The following is a 14,881-nucleotide window of genomic DNA, read 5'->3' as shown; positions in this document are numbered from 1 at the left end:
TAAAAAACACAGTTTGAAAAAAATATTTATAGTCATAATAGCATTATTTTCTTTAGTATCATGTAAAAAAACGGAGGAAATAGTTCCCGAAAAAGTAGTAAAACTTGTTCCTAAAAAAAGTGAATTTGGGTTTGTTCTTGCGGATTTTAATATAGTTAATGACACTGTAAAAAGGGGAGATACTTTTGGAACTTTATTAGAAGAACAAAATATAGGAGATCGCCAAGTATATGATATTATTGCAAAAGTAAGAGACAGCTTTAATGTGAGAAGTATCAGGATAAATAAGCCTTTTACAATGCTTCGGTCCAAAAACAAGAAGCATGAATTACAGGTTTTTATTTATCAACCGGATAATTTAAGTTATTACGTAGTTGATTTCCGAGATACAGCAATTGTTGTTTATAAAAAGATAAAACCCATTACCATCAAGCGACGTACTATTGGTGGAGTTTTAAAAGAATCATTATCCGAAACTTTGGGCAACGCCAAGATTGAAGGTGTTTTGGCTAGTAAAATAGCTAAAATTTACGCCTATTCTATTGATTTTATGAAACTCAAAAAAGGCGATCGTTTTGCAATAACGTTTACAGAGCGCTTTATAAATGACTCAGTTTATGATGGAGTGGAGGAACTCGAAGCTTCTTTTTTTGAGTACCGAGGAAAAATTATTTACGCATTTCCTTTTGCTCAAAATCCCAATTCAGATAAAATAGAATACTACGATGAGCAAGGAAAAACACTTAAAAATTTCTTTTTAAAATCGCCCATAAAATTCAGCAGAATATCTTCTCGGTTTTCATCAAGTCGTTTTCATCCGGTTCAACACCGATGGAAAGCGCACAAAGGAACGGATTATGCAGCGCCACGCGGAACTCCTATTACTGTAACCGCTGGAGGTGTTGTAGAGCAAAGTGGTTTTACGGCCGGAAACGGAAATTTTGTAAAAGTAAAACACAATGGAACTTATTCTACACAATACCTGCACATGTCAAAAATCTTAGTGAGACGCGGACAGCGTGTTACTCAAGGGCAAGTTATTGGTTTGGTAGGAAGTACAGGTCTCGCAACAGGGCCGCATGTATGTTATCGTTTCTGGAAAAACGGAAAGCAAGTGGATGCGCTAAGGCTAAAATTACCTACTGGCGAGCCTATGACCGGAAGCAATAAAAGCCGTTTTCTTGCACAAATAACGCCTTTGAAGTTTGAGTTAGATAGTATTGCTAATTTGTAACCTGACAATTTTTTAAAGTATTGTTACGCTGATAAAAAGGAATTACCTAATGGTATTTCACAACAGCACAATTCAATGGTTTTAAGGCTAAATTGTTATATAAATCAAAACCCATTTTCCATTAAAACAAATTTGAGTATTTTTGTCCCAATTTTAACAATACTACAAATCCTTTATAATGGCTTTAAATACTATAAACCCAACAGAAACAAATGCTTGGAAGAAACTTGAATTGCATTACAACGAAATGCAAAAAGCTTCGATGCAAGAATTATTTCAATTGGATCCTTCGAGAGCGAACACATTTAATTTACAGTGGAATGATTTTTTAATAGATTATTCTAAAAACATTATCAATACGGATACGATTCAGTTGTTGTTAGAATTGGCTGATGAAGTTGGGCTTAAAAGCGCCATTGCTGATTATTTTGAAGGAGCAATAATTAATCAAACAGAAAATAGAGCGGTACTTCATACAGCATTACGTGCCAGTCAGTCTGCAGTTGTTAAAGTGGAAGGAATTGATGTGATTCCTGAAATTTATGAAGTAAAAAATAAAATAAAAGCATTTACGAACGAGGTTACTTCTGGGGAAAGAACAGGTTTTACCGGCAAAGCATTTACGGATGTAGTTAATATTGGTATTGGAGGTTCTGATTTAGGTCCCGCGATGGCAGTTGAGGCGTTGCAATTCTATAAAAATCATCTTAATGTTCATTTTGTTTCAAATGTGGACGGTGATCATGTTAATGAGATTATAAAAAAGCTAAATCCGGAAACTACTTTATTTGTAATTGTTTCCAAGACATTCACCACACAAGAAACGTTGACTAATTCTGAAACAATCAGAAAATGGTTTTTGTCAAAAGACTTTGGCACAACACAAGAAGATATTGCTAAACATTTTGTCGCAGTTTCGACTAATATTCAAAAAGTAACTGAGTTTGGAATTAACCCGGACAATGTTTTCCCAATGTGGGATTGGGTTGGCGGAAGATTCTCTTTGTGGAGTGCTGTTGGACTTACGATAAGTTTAGCTGTTGGATACGACAACTTTGATGAATTACTACAAGGAGCTAGTGAAATGGACGAGCATTTCAAGACGGAAGAATTTGATAAAAACATGCCCGTTATCTTAGCATTATTGAGTATCTGGTACAATAATTTTTTTGGTGCTGAAAGTGAAGCCTTGATTCCGTACACACAATATTTACAAAAATTAGCGCCTTACTTGCAACAAGGAACTATGGAAAGTAATGGTAAAAGTGTTGGACGAGATGGGAAGCCAGTAAATTATCAAACGGGAACTATTATTTGGGGAGAACCAGGAACGAATGCACAACACGCTTTTTTTCAGTTAATTCATCAGGGAACAAAATTGATTCCTGCAGATTTTATTGGATTCATAACTCCTTTATATGGAGACAATGATCATCATGATAAATTGATGTCTAACTTTTTTGCTCAGACAGAAGCTTTGATGCATGGAAAATCAGAAGAGCAAGTTCAAGCCGAATTTGATAAACAAGGTGTTTCAGAGGAAAAAGCTAAATTTCTTTTACCATTTAAAGTTTTCTCAGGGAATAAGCCAACGAATACTATTTTAATCCAAAAGTTGTCACCAAAAACGTTAGGTTCATTGATTGCTATGTATGAGCATAAGATTTTTGTGCAAGGTGTTATTTGGAATATTTTTAGTTTTGATCAGTGGGGAGTTGAGTTGGGAAAACAATTAGCAAACTCTATTTTGGATGAAATTAATACAAAAACGGTTAATAGTCATGACAGTTCCACAACTTTTTTGCTAAATCATTTTTTGTTAAATAAGTAGTATTGATTTTTGAAATTAATACTTAAAATTTTATGAATTTTTCATAAGATTTCGATTTTACTCCTCTTTTTAGTAGTTTAAAAGTCTCAAAAACCTTGATTTAACCTAAATCAGGGTTTTTTTGTGGGTAAGTGACTCTGTTATAATAGTTTTTTTAAATATATATTAATTTTTTTAATGTTGATTATTGAAAATTATATGTGAATTATTCAATAAAAATCATTTATATCTATTGAAAACTATTTTATTCACTTAAAATACGGCAAAAAATGTTTTAAGTGAAATGTCGAGCTAATAATTAACGCCATTCTTAACGTTGTGTTAACTTTTTAAAGTAAAAATGTTATATTTTTGCCAAATATTTTTAAACTAAACAAGAAACAAAAATGAAAAGAATTATTTTTATTTTGATTATTTTTTTATCAGCTGTAGGACACTCGCAGGTTACTAGTTCTGCTATGTCTGGTACTGTTAAATCAAATTCTGGAGAGACCCTTCCAGGTGCTTCAGTTGAGGTTCGACACAATCCAACTGGGACTAAATATTATTCAACTACAGATTATAATGGAGGGTATGCTGTTCAAGGAATTAGACCAGGTGGTCCTTACACTGTTAAAGTAACTTATGTTGGTTATAAAACAACAGAAATTACAGAAATCAATGCTCCTTTAGGAAATAATTTGACTGTGAATATTGTTGTAGAAGAAGAATCAAATGCTTTGAATGAAGTAATTGTTTCTACAAAATCGAAAGGGAATTTTAATAAAGGAAGAACTGGAGCTTCTCAACAGTTTTCAAACAGAGAAATCACAGCTGTTCCTGTAACTGGAGCACGTTCAATAAATTCAATCACCAAGTACAATGCCAATGCAGGTAGTAATGGTACTTTTGGAGGACAGGATTCAAGATTAAATAACTTTACTATTGATGGTTCTGTATTCAATAATGGTTTTGGTTTAGGTAGTGATTCACAAGCAGGAGGAAGAACTGGTTCTACAGCTATCTCTTTAGATGCTATCGAACAATTACAAGTAAGTATTGCTCCTTATGATGTGCGTCAGTCAGGGTTTTTAGGATCAGGAATAAATGCAGTTACTAAAAGTGGAACAAATGAAGTTGAGGGATCGGTTTATAATTCATTCCGTAGCAATAAAAAAGATTTTATAGGAACTAAAGCTGGAGACAGAGTAGTTATTCCTGGAAAATTTGAAGAAAAAATTTGGGGAGCTAGAATAGGAGCGCCAATCATTAAAGATAAATTGTTTTTCTTTGGAAATTTTGAAACATTAGAGAACATAAGCCCAGCTACAACTTGGACATCTACGGGTTCTCCACAAGCAAGTGCTCAGGTTTCTGCACCTACTTTTGCTGAAATGCAAACGCTTTCTACTTTTTTACAAGACAAGTTCAATTATACGACTGGTCCTTGGGAAAATTATGATGCGGAGAGAATTTCAAAAAAATTCCTTGCAAGACTTGACTGGAATATTAATGACAATCATCAATTAACAGCTCGTTACGTTTTTCATGACTCTAATTCGGATGAATTAACTTCAAACTCTAATTCATTAGGTTTTGGTAATAGAAGAACAAGTCCGCTTGCAATGTCTTTCAAGAATAGTGGTTATGTTATTTTAGATAATACTAGATCAGCTGTTTTAGAATTGAATAGTAAATTAAGCAATTCTTGGTACAACAACTTTATCGCTGGTTACGACAAACAAATTGAAGATAGAGCCTTACAAGGTGGTGGTTTGTTTCCAACAATTGATATAAAGAATGGAGCAAACACTTATATTTCAGCAGGTTTAGATCCTTTTACTCAAGGAAACAAACTTTCGTATTCTACATTACACTTTACAGATAATTTGACTAAAACTATTGGGAAACACTCTTTGTTATTTGGAGCTAACTTTGAGTATTTTAAATCAAGTAACTTGTTCTTCTCAGGCTCAAACGGTGTTTATATCTTTAATTCATTGACAGATTTTTATGCTGCGGCTAATCAATCTGCTAATACAGGAGGTATTCCATCAACAACGGCACTTCCTGCACGTTTTCAATTTAGATATTCTGCTTTACCGGGAGCTGTAGAACCTTTACAGATCTTTAAGTCAAATAAATTGGATTTGTATACTCAAGATGAAATGAAATTGAGTGACAGGTTTAAATTAACAGTAGGACTTCGTGCAACAGCAGTTTGGTTTGCTGATACAGCTCTTGAAAATCCTGCAGTTACAGCTTTAACTTTTGGACAAGGACAAAAATTTAATACTGGTGACATGCCTGATACTCAATATTTGTTTGAACCAAGAGTTGGTTTCAACTTAGACTTGAAAGGTGATGCGAGTACATTACTTCGTGGAGGTAGTGGTGTTTTTACAGGTAGAGCACCTTCAGTTTATTTGTCTAATGCTATTGGAAATAATGGTGTACTTACAGGTTTTGTAGACGTAAGTGGAGCACCATTAGCTGCAGGTGGATATGGTTTTACTCCGAATCCTAATGATTATTTCATTCCTGAAACTCCAACGCTTCCTACTACATTTGAATTGGCATTTACAGATAAAAAATTCAAATTCCCACAAGTTTGGAAAACTAATATAGCAGTTGATCAAAAACTTCCATTTGGTTTTGTAGGTACTGTAGAAGGAATCTTTCAAAGAAATATTAATGCAATACATTATTACAATGCTAATTTTGATGCACCGGTTGGAACTTTTAGTGGTCCTGATAACAGACCAAGATACGCTCGTACTGATGCAGGTGTTCGTGTAAATGATAATGTTTCTAGTGCAGTTGTTTTGACAAATACTGACAGAGGAACATTTTACTCTACAACTTTTAAATTAGAGTATCCATACAAAAAAGGTCTTTGGGGATCTTTCGCATATACACATTCAAGTGCAAATGATTTATTATCTCCTGGTTCTATCGCTTCTGGTTCATGGACAGGTGCTAGATCTGTAAATGGTAATAACAATTTACCATTAGCATTGTCTAACAATAACACGCCTCATAGATTAGTTGGTATTATTGGATACAAAATCGAATACGGTAAAAATGTAGGAGCAGCGACTTCTATCAACTTAGGGTATATTGGAGAACAATCTGGGCCATTTTCTTATGCCTACGGTGGTGATATGAATGGAGATTTAGTTAATGGGAATGATTTAATTTATGTTCCTAACAGTGGAAACGAAATTCGTTTTCAACCATTGGCAGTTACAAATAGGGTGAACAATGTTAATGTAGTAACTACTTATTCTGAAGCACAACAACAAGCTGCTTACGATCTTTACATTAATCAGGATAAATACCTTTCAACAAGAAGAGGGCAATATGCTGAAAGAAATGGTGGAGTATTACCTATGCTACATAGACTAGATTTATCAGCAACTCAAGATTTTTATATTACTATTGCTGGTAAAAAGAACAATTTCCAATTTAGAGCTGATATCTTGAACTTTACAAATTTCATCAATAAAGATTGGGGTGTTACACAAAGAGTAACAAATGCTAATGTTTTGAACTACAGAACAGCTACAGGGAATGTTCCTTTTTATCAATTAGCAACTCAAGTAGAGGCTGATGGAAGTAGAGTTTTAATAAAAGATACTTTCCAGAAAAATGCTTCAACTTTTGATGTTTGGCAAGCACAATTTACACTTAGATATATTTTTGGTAAATAATACTTTAAAATTATAAAAATAAAAAACCACGCTTTTATGCGTGGTTTTTTTTATACCTTTTTTTCTTATATTTGTTAAAACAAAAACAGTATTTATGTACGATTTCATTCAAAAATTTCATTCTGGTTGGGCTTATTTAGCACTTTTAGTATTAGTGGTTGCGGTAGTTAATTCCTTTATTGGAATGTTTTCTAAAAAAGATTTCACTTCAAAAGATCGAAAAATTGCATTGTTCGCCTTAATTGCAATTCACATCCAGTTATTAGTTGGTATCATTTTATACTTTGTGTCTCCTTTAGGATTCGCGTCATTTGGACAAATGGCTGACAAAGCATTGCGGTTAACATCTTTAGAGCATCCGTTGATCAATATTGTTGCAATTGCTTTAATAACAATTGGTTGGTCTAAGCATAAAAAATTATTAACAAGTGAATCAAAATTTAAAACTTTTTCTATTTTTTACGGTTTAGGTTTAGTACTTATTTTGAGTAGAATCCCTTGGAATATGTGGTTGTAAAACCCAAAATAGCTCTAGAAATAGAGCTTTTTTTTTCTAGGTATGGTTTTTGTAAAATAGAGTTAACTAAAACAAAATAGATATGAAAAAATCAATTACTTTACTTCTTTTAATTATTTTTATCAATTCGGTCAACAGTCAAAGTGCAGCTTCTGATAAGCAGAGATCTTTGGTTCAAAAAGCTGTTGTTCAAAAAGCGGTTGTCCAAAAAGACTCCATTAAAAAAAATAAAAGTTCTATTTTAAACCAAGAAAAGAAACTAGATTCTTTAGTTAGCGTTTTAGGTGTTTTCAAACCTTTCAAGAAAGAGGCGCATGCATCCTATTATGCGGATAAATTTAATGGAAGAAAAACTACCAGCGGTAGGAAATTTGATAATGATAAATATACGGCAGCACACAAAAAACTACCTTTTGGAACAAAAGTAAGAGTTACTAATGAAAAAAATGGAAAATGGGTAATTGTAGAAATTACGGATAGGGGTCCTTTTGTCAAATCCCGAGAAATTGATCTTACCAAGCGGGCTTTTATGGATATTACTTCAAATAAGGGAAGTGGGGGAATGCTGGTAACCATTGAAGTAATGGACAAGTAAATCACCAATTTTTGAATGGGTTTTTGCTTAAATAGGCATTGTAATATCGGATGTCACCCGTTACTTCTTTTCCCAGCCAATCTGGTTTTTCAAAGGTGTCGTTTTCAGAATCTAGTTCAATTTCTGCAATAATCAAACCTTCATTATCGCTGTAAAACTCGTCTACTTCAAATACATGATTGCCCTGTTTTATTTCAAAGCGGGTTTTATCGATAACGCCTTTCTCGCATAAAAGCAATAGTGATTCAGCTTCGGAGACTGGGATTTCTGTTTCCCATTCAAATCTGGACAATCCGCTGTCATTTGAGGCTCCTTTTATCGTCAAAAAACCTTTTTCACCTTTTATACGAACCCGAACAGTGCGCTCTGGAGCAGAATTTAAATACCCTTGCGCAATGTGATTTCTTGCGAAAGCTTCTTTCTTAAAGGAATCGTTTTTAACCAAAAATTTTCTTTCTATTTCAATCATTTTTTATAAATAAGTACAGAAATTTTTTTTTCAATTCTGCTGTGGGATTTTTTTTTATTCCGGTATAGAAATTTTATGTTTTAAAAAAGAAGCTTTTTGTGTTACTTTTAAAATAAAACATTGTTTTCAGTTTATGATTTCTGGTTTAATTTGAAGTCTCTTAAGATTCAAAGGTATTAAAATTTTTACTTTATTAGATTTTGATTACTGATTCTGTTTTACAAGCCGTAATTTTATCAATAAGTTACAGTAGTTTGTTTTCCGATTTGTATTTTTACAAAAATTGAATGTAACTAATGAAGGCATTTTTCAAAGGAACACCAAAGCCAACCATTGCTGGACTTTTAACTGAGTTTTTTGGTGAAGCACAATCATGGCGCGAAACAAATGATACTCTAGAGCCTCTTGTTGAATTAATTCGTTTAGTGCGACCTTTGAAAATCAAAAATGTACAAAGGGTAGATTTAGAAGAGATCATTACTTTTTTGAAGGAGAATTTTTCGTGTCGCAAACAGTTTTCTATATATCTCAAAGATATTTTAAAGGATAGAAAGTTTAATAAAATTCTTGCTGATGCTGCAATTCTTCAGGATGTAGATTTTATTTTTGAAGTCCAAAAACGAATTTTCGCTAGATTTTTGCCGTATCAACCCCAAAAAGATACTTTAGAATATATTCTCAATCAAGTTTTTTATCTTGCGAATGACGGTATTTGGATTAACAAAATTCCATTAAGTCAGTTGGAAGAATTATATGATCTTTTGAAGTTTAAATCCATTTATGATAGTACGGAACCTACCTCTGTTTTGTCTGAATTATTAACTGCTATGCATTTACTCACACAACGAATCAGTGGGCGTGCTATGGAGACGGATGTGATCAAAATGGTACCGGAATTTGATGATCTTGAGAGTCCGTTTTCAGCTTTTGAAAAGGAATTATTCCTAATTGAAGAACGGATTAGAAGTTCGGATAGACATTATATTGTATCGGACGATTTATCGTATGCGCAGTTGTTGGTTTTGCATAAGCAGTGCGAAGGTTTTGTCGAGAAAGCATTTCATAACAGTTCAAAATACGGAATTTCACTTCGTGTAAATCAGAATTTACTTAAAATTAGACAGCAATTAGAACGGCTAAAATTTCTAATTTCGTTGCTGATTGTTGACAAAGAAAAAGACAAAAAATATAATGGAATTATATTGGCGTTACGGTTGATAAAATTCAATTGTTATAAAAATAATGTTCGAAAATTTGTTAGTGAAAGCACTCAATTGATTTCTTATGAAATTACACAACACACAGCTAAAACAGGTGAACATTATATCACCGATAGTCGTAGTGAGTATTTTAAAATGTTCAGAACCGCATTAGGTGGTGGTTTCATTGTGGGGATATTATGTATTATTAAGGTTCTGCTCTCTAAGGCCGACACCAGTTTTTTTGGACATGCATTTCTTTATAGTATGAACTACGCGATTGGTTTTATAGCTATTTATCTTTTGGGATTTACTTTGGCAACAAAACAACCTGCGATGACGGCTTCTGCATTGATTAAAGCGCTAGAGGAAGGAGTTCTGAAAAAAGGGAAAGATGCTGAAAAATATAAAGCCTTTGCCATTCTTTTTGCTCGGGTTTTTCGCTCACAGTTTATTGCGTTTGTTGGAAATGTGATTATGGCTTTTCCTGTTTCATTACTCGGAATTTGGTTGATTGATCATTTCTTACATTACAATATTGCTGCAACTAAATGGGAATCTTTATTGATTGATTTGAGTCCCATACATTCATTAGCAATTTTTCATGCGGCTATTGCAGGAGTTTTTCTATTTTTATCTGGAATTATTTCAGGTAGCGTTGCAAATAGAGACAAGCACAATCAGGTTTATTTTAGGATTACTGAACATCCTTTCCTTAAAAGAAATTTTGGAAAAACTAGAACTGTGAAACTGGCTAAATTGTATGAAAAAAGATGGGCAGGTATTATTTCAAATTTTTGGTTTGGAATATTTATGGGAAGTACAGCTTCAGTGGGATTGTTTCTGGGATTAAATCTCGACATTCGACACATCACTTTTGGTAGTGGAAACTTGGCTCTAGCATTATATGGAGCAAATTATGAAGTGAGTGATTCCATGTTATTCTGGGGTATTTTTGGAATTGGAATCATAGGTTTAGTGAATTTTATGGTAAGTTTCAGTCTTTCATTAGGTCTTGCATTCCGTTCGCGGGCTATTTCGTTGTTTGAATTGCGATTTGTTACGGTTTCCATTTGGAATCATTTTAAATCAAGACCCATTAGTTTCTTTTTTCCCACAGAAAAGAAAAGTAAATCAGTTGTGGTTGAAAATTATTTACAATCGGACGAACCAAAAAAGTCTTAGTGTGTAGAAGATATGAAATAAGAACGGTGTGCCAATTCGTTTAAGATGCAGGAATTAATTCCAAATAGGAAAATTATACACGTAGATATGGATGCTTTCTATGCATCGGTAGAGCAAATGGACAATCCATTGTTGCGAGGGAAACCTATTGCGGTAGGTGGATCGGAAAATCGCGGTGTGGTGGCAGCGGCAAGTTATGAGGCGAGGAAATTTGGTGTCAGAAGCGCTATAAGTGGAGTTATGGCTAAGAAAAATTGTCCGGAACTTATTTTCGTCAAGCCACGTTTTGATCGTTACAAGGAAATTTCAAGTAAAATTCAAAAGATATTTTACGAGTATACGGATTTGGTGGAGCCTTTATCGCTTGATGAAGCTTATTTAGATGTTACTACTAATAAAAAAGGAAATCCAAGTGCTACGTTATTGGCACAAGAAATAAGGAAGCGCATTTTTGACGAAGTAGGTTTGACCGCTTCTGCAGGGATATCAGTCAATAAGTTTGTGGCAAAAATTGCCAGCGATTACAACAAACCTAATGGACAAAAAACGGTAAATCCAGATGAAGTAATCTCGTTTTTGGAGGAATTGCCTATTCGGAAGTTTCATGGTGTTGGAAAAGTGACCACCGAAAAAATGTACCAACTGGGTATTTTTACTGGTCTGGAATTAAAAAGTAAATCGGTAGAGTTTCTTGAGAAGCATTTTGGAAAGTCAGGAGTTTTTTATTATCATGTGGTGCGAGGCGTTCATAATAGCGCAGTGAAATCAGATCGAATCACAAAATCAGTTGCTGCAGAACATACTTTTGATATCAATCTTTCATCTGAAATTTTTATGATAGAGAAATTGGAAGTTATTGCGACTGCATTGGAGAAAAGATTAAAAAGGTATAATGTGGCTGGTAAAACAGTGACATTGAAAATAAAATATAGTGATTTTTCACAACAAACCAGGAGTAAAACATTGCCATATTTTATTTCTGATAAAGTACTAATTTTAGAAATTGTAAAGGAGTTGTTGTATCAGGAGCGCATGAAAGATTCTGTGCGTTTACTCGGAATTTCATTGAATAATTTGAATACTGAGGATAAAAAGTTTGTGGTGGTGCAGTTAAAATTCGACTTTTAATTAATTGTTTGACCGTTCAACAATGGTTAAAGTCTTAAAATTGTTGTTTTATCGTTATAAATAAAATTAAATTTGGTTTTTTAAATCGAAATATCATGAATAATTTTAGACAATATGAAGAGGCTATTGCGGTGTATCACAATGGTTTGAGTGTAAGAAAAGCTCCAATTTTTTGTTGGGATTTTCACAATGAATTTTTGACTGCTGTAAAAAGTTTTTTCCTGGATTTAAAGAAACTAAATTCAATTGCTTCCCAAAACAAATGGACTCAGAATAACTGGGATATAGAAAATAGTCTCAAAGATGAAGTGATAATTGTTACTGATGCTAAATTGAAGATTGTTTTTGCATCCCAGAATATCGTAAAAATGAACGGGTATGTAGAAGCAGAGATTTTAGGTAAAAGTCCAAAAATGTTTCAAGGTGAAGCGACAAATCAAATTACTTCAAACGAAATTCGACTAGCCATATTAGATCATAAACCTTTTGAGAAAGTTGTAATGAATTATAAAAAGAACGGAGAAGTATATGCTTGTTTGATAAAAGGATATCCTGTTTTTAATACTAAAGGTGATTTAAGTCATTACATCGCTTTTGAGAAAGCTGCATAAAAGAAAAAACCTTTCAAGTTCTGAAAGGTTTTTTCTTTTATGCTAATTTATGGAATTAGCTTTTACTATTTAATTTAGAAAGCAATCTTAAAAATTCTATATACAACCAAACCAATGTTATCATTAGTCCCATAGCACCATACCATTCCATGTATTTTGGCATTTTTTGTTCAGCTCCTTTTTCTATTCGATCAAAATCTAAAAACAGATTTAAGGCAGCAATCACAATAACAAAAATGCTAATTCCAATGCTCATCAAGGAGTTTCCATAATGCACGGGAACAAAACTCGTAAACATAGAAAACACCCAAGAGATAAGGTAATACGTTGCAATAGCTAAAGTTGCAGCGACTACCACTGATTTGAATTGTTCGGTTACTTTAACAATTTTATACTTATATAATCCCAGACAAACCATAAAAGTCACAAATGTTGCACCTACAGCTTGAATTACTATTCCAGGATACATTGCTTCGAATATTGCTGAAATTCCACCTATAAATAATCCTTCGAATAATGCATATCCGGGTGCCAAATAGGGAGAATATTGTGGTTTAAAAGCAGCAATAAGCACTAAAACTAATCCAACAACAGCGCCGCCAATAGCAGGAACCAAAGGATTAATTCCGTTAAAAGTCAACCACCAGATTACAGTTGCAGATGCGGTAAGAAGCAAAAATAAGATTAAACTTTTATTGATGGTGCCTGATAAAGTCATCTCTTGATTGTAATCAATGACCGTAGCTTGATGCACTTGCTCATTTTTTGAAACTGCAGTGGAAAAAGTTTTGTTATTTAAAAATGGATTTTTAGAATTAAAACTCATAATTATTGTATTTTTTTGTTCTACCAAATATAAATTTTATTTAATAGAAGACCGTGTAATTATTCCTAATTTTTTTGATGAATCTTAAAATGTCTTTAAAACAAAAAATCTGTCTCATTTTTCAAACGAGACAGACTTTTAAATTATTTTCAATAGCATTTGCTATTCAATTTCAGATACTCTCAAGGTGTTAACCATTCCTTTATCTTTTATTGGCATAGCTGCTAAATTGATAAGGAAATCTCCTTTTTGTACAAAGCCTTTTTCTTTTACAATTTCATTGATATCCGTTACAGTATCATCTGTACTTACATCTTTAGTGTACATGAAAGATTTTACGCCCCATAATAAATTAAGTTGGGTAAGGATTCTTTTGTTAGATGTAAAAACTAAAATGTGTGCATTAGGTCTCCAAGCTGAAATTTGGAAAGCAGTGTAACCACTATTTGTCAACGTGCAAATTGCTTTCGCTTTGATAACGTTTGCCATTGTCGCAGCGTGATGACAAATTGTTTTGGTGATAAAACGTTTTGTTTTTATTTGAGGTGTGTTTTGTGGCACTTGAATTAGCGGAGAATCTTCTACAGCTTCAATGATTTGAGTCATTTTTTGAATAACCTGAACCGGATAATTACCGGTAGCTGTTTCTCCAGAAAGCATCACTGCATCTGCACCATCCATAACGGAGTTGGCAACGTCATTTACTTCTGCACGGGTAGGTGTAAGTGAAGTAATCATTGTTTCCATCATTTGCGTAGCAACAATTACTGGAATACGAGCTGTTTTAGCTCTGCGAATCAACTCTTTTTGAACTAAAGGTACTTCATGAGCAGGAAGTTCAACTCCTAAATCTCCACGAGCAACCATTAAAGCATCACAATACGCAACAATTTTGTCGATATTTTCTAATGCTTCCGGCATTTCTATTTTGGCAATGATTGGAATTTTATATTCAGAATGTTCTGCAATTAATTCCTGTAAATCTTGCAAGTCTCTTGGTGTTTTTACAAAAGATAATGCAATCCAGTCTACATTTTGTCCAATGGCAAAAATAGCATCTGCAATATCTTTCTCAGTCATTGCTGGAAGAGATATTTTGGTATTTGGTAAATTAACTCCTTTTTTAGATTTCAATTCACCACCTTGAATTACTCTTGCTATAACTTCTGATTTTTTATCCGTCTCAACGATTTCAAAAATTAGTTTACCATCATCAAGCAAAATTCTTTCTCCTGGATTTACATCGTTTGGAAAGTTTTGATATTTCATGAATACTTTCTTTGCAGTTCCAAGGATGTCTTCAGCAGTTGTGAAAGTAATTAAGTCACCGTCCTGTACTACAACACCTTCTTCCATAACTCCAACACGAAGTTTAGGACCTTGTAAATCACCAAGGATTGCTGTGGTGTAGCCAAACTCTTCGTTTAAGCCTCGGATAATGTTTATCTTTTCTTTTACATCTTCGTAATCAGCATGCGAAAAATTTACTCGGAACACATTCACGCCTGCGTCAATCATGTCTTTAATGATTTCTCTTGTACTACATGCAGGCCCAAGTGTGGCTACAATTTTAGTTTTTTTGTTTGTAAGCATT

11 protein-coding genes are annotated in these 14,881 nt (G+C 33.4%); 8 read left to right on the top strand and 3 right to left on the bottom strand.

The genetic code is table 11. From position 1 onward, the window contains the following. The first annotated feature begins 13 nt into the window (after positions 1-13). From DR871_RS03365 to DR871_RS03345, 5 genes are all read left to right on the top strand, one after another. Positions 14-1,234, top strand: coding sequence for a M23 family metallopeptidase (locus DR871_RS03365; protein WP_113664858.1), 1,221 nt, complete (start codon positions 14-16; stop codon positions 1,232-1,234). Between the two features lie 178 nt (positions 1,235-1,412). Then, a complete protein-coding gene (gene pgi / locus DR871_RS03360) occupies positions 1,413-3,065 on the top strand; it encodes a glucose-6-phosphate isomerase (protein WP_113664859.1) in 1,653 nt (550 codons plus the stop codon). A 386-nt stretch (positions 3,066-3,451) separates the two neighbouring features. Beyond that, entirely contained in the window at positions 3,452-6,757 is a 3,306-nt protein-coding gene (locus tag DR871_RS03355; protein ID WP_113664860.1) for a TonB-dependent receptor, read from the top strand. 94 nt (positions 6,758-6,851) lie between these two features. Beyond that, positions 6,852-7,274: a hypothetical protein gene (locus DR871_RS03350; RefSeq protein ID WP_113664861.1), complete on the top strand. Its 423-nt coding sequence runs from the start codon at positions 6,852-6,854 to the stop codon at positions 7,272-7,274. A gap of 82 nt (positions 7,275-7,356) precedes the next feature. Next, positions 7,357-7,869 carry a septal ring lytic transglycosylase RlpA family protein gene (locus DR871_RS03345; RefSeq protein ID WP_113664862.1) on the top strand — a complete coding sequence of 171 codons (513 nt, stop codon included), beginning with the start codon at positions 7,357-7,359 and terminating at the stop codon, positions 7,867-7,869. 1 nt (position 7,870) lies between these two features. Here DR871_RS03345 and DR871_RS03340 read toward each other — a convergent pair whose 3' ends face one another. Further along, the gene (locus tag DR871_RS03340) at positions 7,871-8,338 is read right to left on the bottom strand and encodes a CYTH domain-containing protein (protein ID WP_113664863.1); all 468 of its coding nucleotides are present in this window, start codon (positions 8,336-8,338) and stop codon (positions 7,871-7,873) included. A 296-nt stretch (positions 8,339-8,634) separates the two neighbouring features. On the opposite strand from DR871_RS03340, the gene DR871_RS03335 reads away from it, so the two are divergent. From DR871_RS03335 to DR871_RS03325, 3 genes are all read left to right on the top strand, one after another. After that, a complete protein-coding gene (locus DR871_RS03335; protein WP_113664864.1) occupies positions 8,635-10,722 on the top strand; it encodes a recombinase in 2,088 nt (695 codons plus the stop codon). Between the two features lie 45 nt (positions 10,723-10,767). Then, entirely contained in the window at positions 10,768-11,850 is a 1,083-nt protein-coding gene (gene dinB / locus DR871_RS03330) for a DNA polymerase IV (RefSeq protein ID WP_113664865.1), read from the top strand. A 95-nt stretch (positions 11,851-11,945) separates the two neighbouring features. Then, a complete protein-coding gene (locus tag DR871_RS03325) occupies positions 11,946-12,461 on the top strand; it encodes a PAS domain-containing protein (protein ID WP_113664866.1) in 516 nt (171 codons plus the stop codon). Between the two features lie 55 nt (positions 12,462-12,516). Here DR871_RS03325 and DR871_RS03320 read toward each other — a convergent pair whose 3' ends face one another. Both DR871_RS03320 and pyk read right to left on the bottom strand, forming a co-directional pair. Beyond that, complete coding sequence (locus tag DR871_RS03320) at positions 12,517-13,287, bottom strand: Bax inhibitor-1/YccA family protein (RefSeq protein WP_113664867.1); 771 nt, start codon at positions 13,285-13,287, stop codon at positions 12,517-12,519. A gap of 162 nt (positions 13,288-13,449) precedes the next feature. After that, the gene (gene pyk, locus DR871_RS03315) at positions 13,450-14,880 is read right to left on the bottom strand and encodes a pyruvate kinase (protein WP_113664868.1); all 1,431 of its coding nucleotides are present in this window, start codon (positions 14,878-14,880) and stop codon (positions 13,450-13,452) included. Position 14,881: the final 1 nt, after the last annotated feature.

This window comes from Flavobacterium petrolei (assembly GCF_003314435.2).
In the GTDB taxonomy this organism is placed as follows: Bacteria; Bacteroidota; Bacteroidia; order Flavobacteriales; family Flavobacteriaceae; genus Flavobacterium; species Flavobacterium petrolei.
This window is presented reverse-complemented; position numbering and strand designations above follow the sequence as displayed.

Excerpts from the sequence above, each read along its gene's own strand:
- pyk (WP_113664868.1), bottom strand. The coding sequence starts at position 14,880 with ATGCTTACAAACAAAAAAACTAAAATTGTAGCCACACTTGGGCCTGCA.
- DR871_RS03340 (WP_113664863.1), bottom strand. The coding sequence starts at position 8,338 with ATGATTGAAATAGAAAGAAAATTTTTGGTTAAAAACGATTCCTTTAAG.
- DR871_RS03335 (WP_113664864.1), top strand. The coding sequence starts at position 8,635 with ATGAAGGCATTTTTCAAAGGAACACCAAAGCCAACCATTGCTGGACTT.
- DR871_RS03345 (WP_113664862.1), top strand. The coding sequence starts at position 7,357 with ATGAAAAAATCAATTACTTTACTTCTTTTAATTATTTTTATCAATTCG.
- pgi (WP_113664859.1), top strand. The coding sequence starts at position 1,413 with ATGGCTTTAAATACTATAAACCCAACAGAAACAAATGCTTGGAAGAAA.
- dinB (WP_113664865.1), top strand. The coding sequence starts at position 10,768 with ATGCAGGAATTAATTCCAAATAGGAAAATTATACACGTAGATATGGAT.
- DR871_RS03350 (WP_113664861.1), top strand. The coding sequence starts at position 6,852 with ATGTACGATTTCATTCAAAAATTTCATTCTGGTTGGGCTTATTTAGCA.
- DR871_RS03325 (WP_113664866.1), top strand. The coding sequence starts at position 11,946 with ATGAATAATTTTAGACAATATGAAGAGGCTATTGCGGTGTATCACAAT.
- DR871_RS03320 (WP_113664867.1), bottom strand. The coding sequence starts at position 13,287 with ATGAGTTTTAATTCTAAAAATCCATTTTTAAATAACAAAACTTTTTCC.
- DR871_RS03355 (WP_113664860.1), top strand. The coding sequence starts at position 3,452 with ATGAAAAGAATTATTTTTATTTTGATTATTTTTTTATCAGCTGTAGGA.